Raw genomic sequence first — 411 nt, 5'->3', positions numbered from 1 at the left:
GTCAAGCGGAGGCAAAGGTCGTGGTCACACCGACCACCCCCCAGCACAGGAGACCTGTGACGATCCGCCCTGCCCGCAGTTGGGCCGCCGGCGCCGCCGCGCTCGGCACCCTGGTCAGCTCGCTCTCGCTCGCCCAGCTCGCCACCGCCGACGGCGCGGCCGCTGCCCGGAACCTGCCACCCCGTCAGAGCGCGGCCGACGCACTGACCATGACGCCCGGTGGGGCCTGCTCGGCCACCCCGGCCGACGTGAACCGACCGCCCCGGCTGACCGCGACCGCCACCGATCCGAACGGTGACGCCCTCGGGGTGCAGTTCGCCGTCTCCTGGAACGACGGGACGGGTGCGGCCCGCCGGTGGTACTCGACCGGGGCCGAGGCCACCGTCCCGACCGCCTTCCGGCCCTCCGGCT

General features: G+C 75.4%; 1 pseudogene. It reads left to right on the top strand.

Features of this window, described 5'->3' with window-relative positions:
• Positions 1 to 56: 56 nt before the first annotated feature.
• Positions 57 to 411 (top strand): annotated as a pseudogene (locus tag ACLWS4_RS37610) (hypothetical protein); the annotation flags it as partial.

Source organism: Kitasatospora sp. SC0581 (assembly GCF_048159585.1).
In the GTDB taxonomy this organism is placed as follows: Bacteria; Actinomycetota; Actinomycetes; order Streptomycetales; family Streptomycetaceae; genus Kitasatospora.
This window is presented reverse-complemented; position numbering and strand designations above follow the sequence as displayed.